The organism is Bradyrhizobium sp. MI1.11 (genome assembly GCF_055811255.1).
The window spans coordinates 1-713 of the sequence record NZ_JBVVPM010000195.1; the positions used below are offsets into that span (position 1 = coordinate 1).

1 protein-coding gene is annotated in these 713 nt (G+C 62.4%); it reads right to left on the bottom strand.

Annotated features, from left to right (window positions below; all coding sequences use genetic code 11):
- Nucleotides 1-8: 8 nt before the first annotated feature.
- A partial coding sequence (locus tag AC0L30_RS43075; RefSeq protein WP_473406797.1) for an outer membrane protein occupies nt 9-713 on the bottom strand: 705 nt, incomplete at its 5' end.

Below are 713 nucleotides of genomic sequence, written 5' to 3' on the forward strand. Positions count from 1 at the left end.
GGGTGCGATCAATATCTTGCCGCGACCGGTGCGCCGTATCCACCGAAGCGGTAGTTCAACCGAAGCGTGACCATATCCACATCTTGGCTGACGCCGCTGCCGGTGAGGACGAACCCTCCGGGAGTGACTACGCCTGCGAAGCCGGCATTATCACGGCCCATCCAGAGATGGTCGTATTCGATACCGAACGACCAATTGGGCGTGAAGCCGTACTCCCAGCCCACGCCAAGGGCGCCGCCCCAGCGCGTGTGGCCCGCCGATGCCAGGCCGACCCCGGTGACGTTGTTGAATATATCGAATCGGTTGCGCGTCACGGCGGCGCCGCCCTTCACGTAAAACAGCGAGGCATTCCACGCCCAGCCGAGCTGCGCCGTGAAGAGGCCGATGGCGTCAATCTTACCGGTTGTCGAAATCAGCGGGTCGATCAGACTGACGCGCGTATTCTTGATTTCTGCCCAATCTCCCTGCGCTTCCAGGCCGAGCACAAACTGATTGGTTTGCCAGCGGTACCCGATCTGTCCGCCAGCGAGGCCGCCGGAGCGATCGGCGCAACCACCTGCGACCGTCCCTGCTGGCGTCACGAAATCCACACAGCCGTGGCTTTGTCCCCAACCGCCGTTGGCGCCGATGTAGAACCCGGTCCAATCATAGATCGGCGCGATCACCGGGGGCGGGGCCTTGACATAAGGTTTAGCAGCCAGATCAGCCGCTGA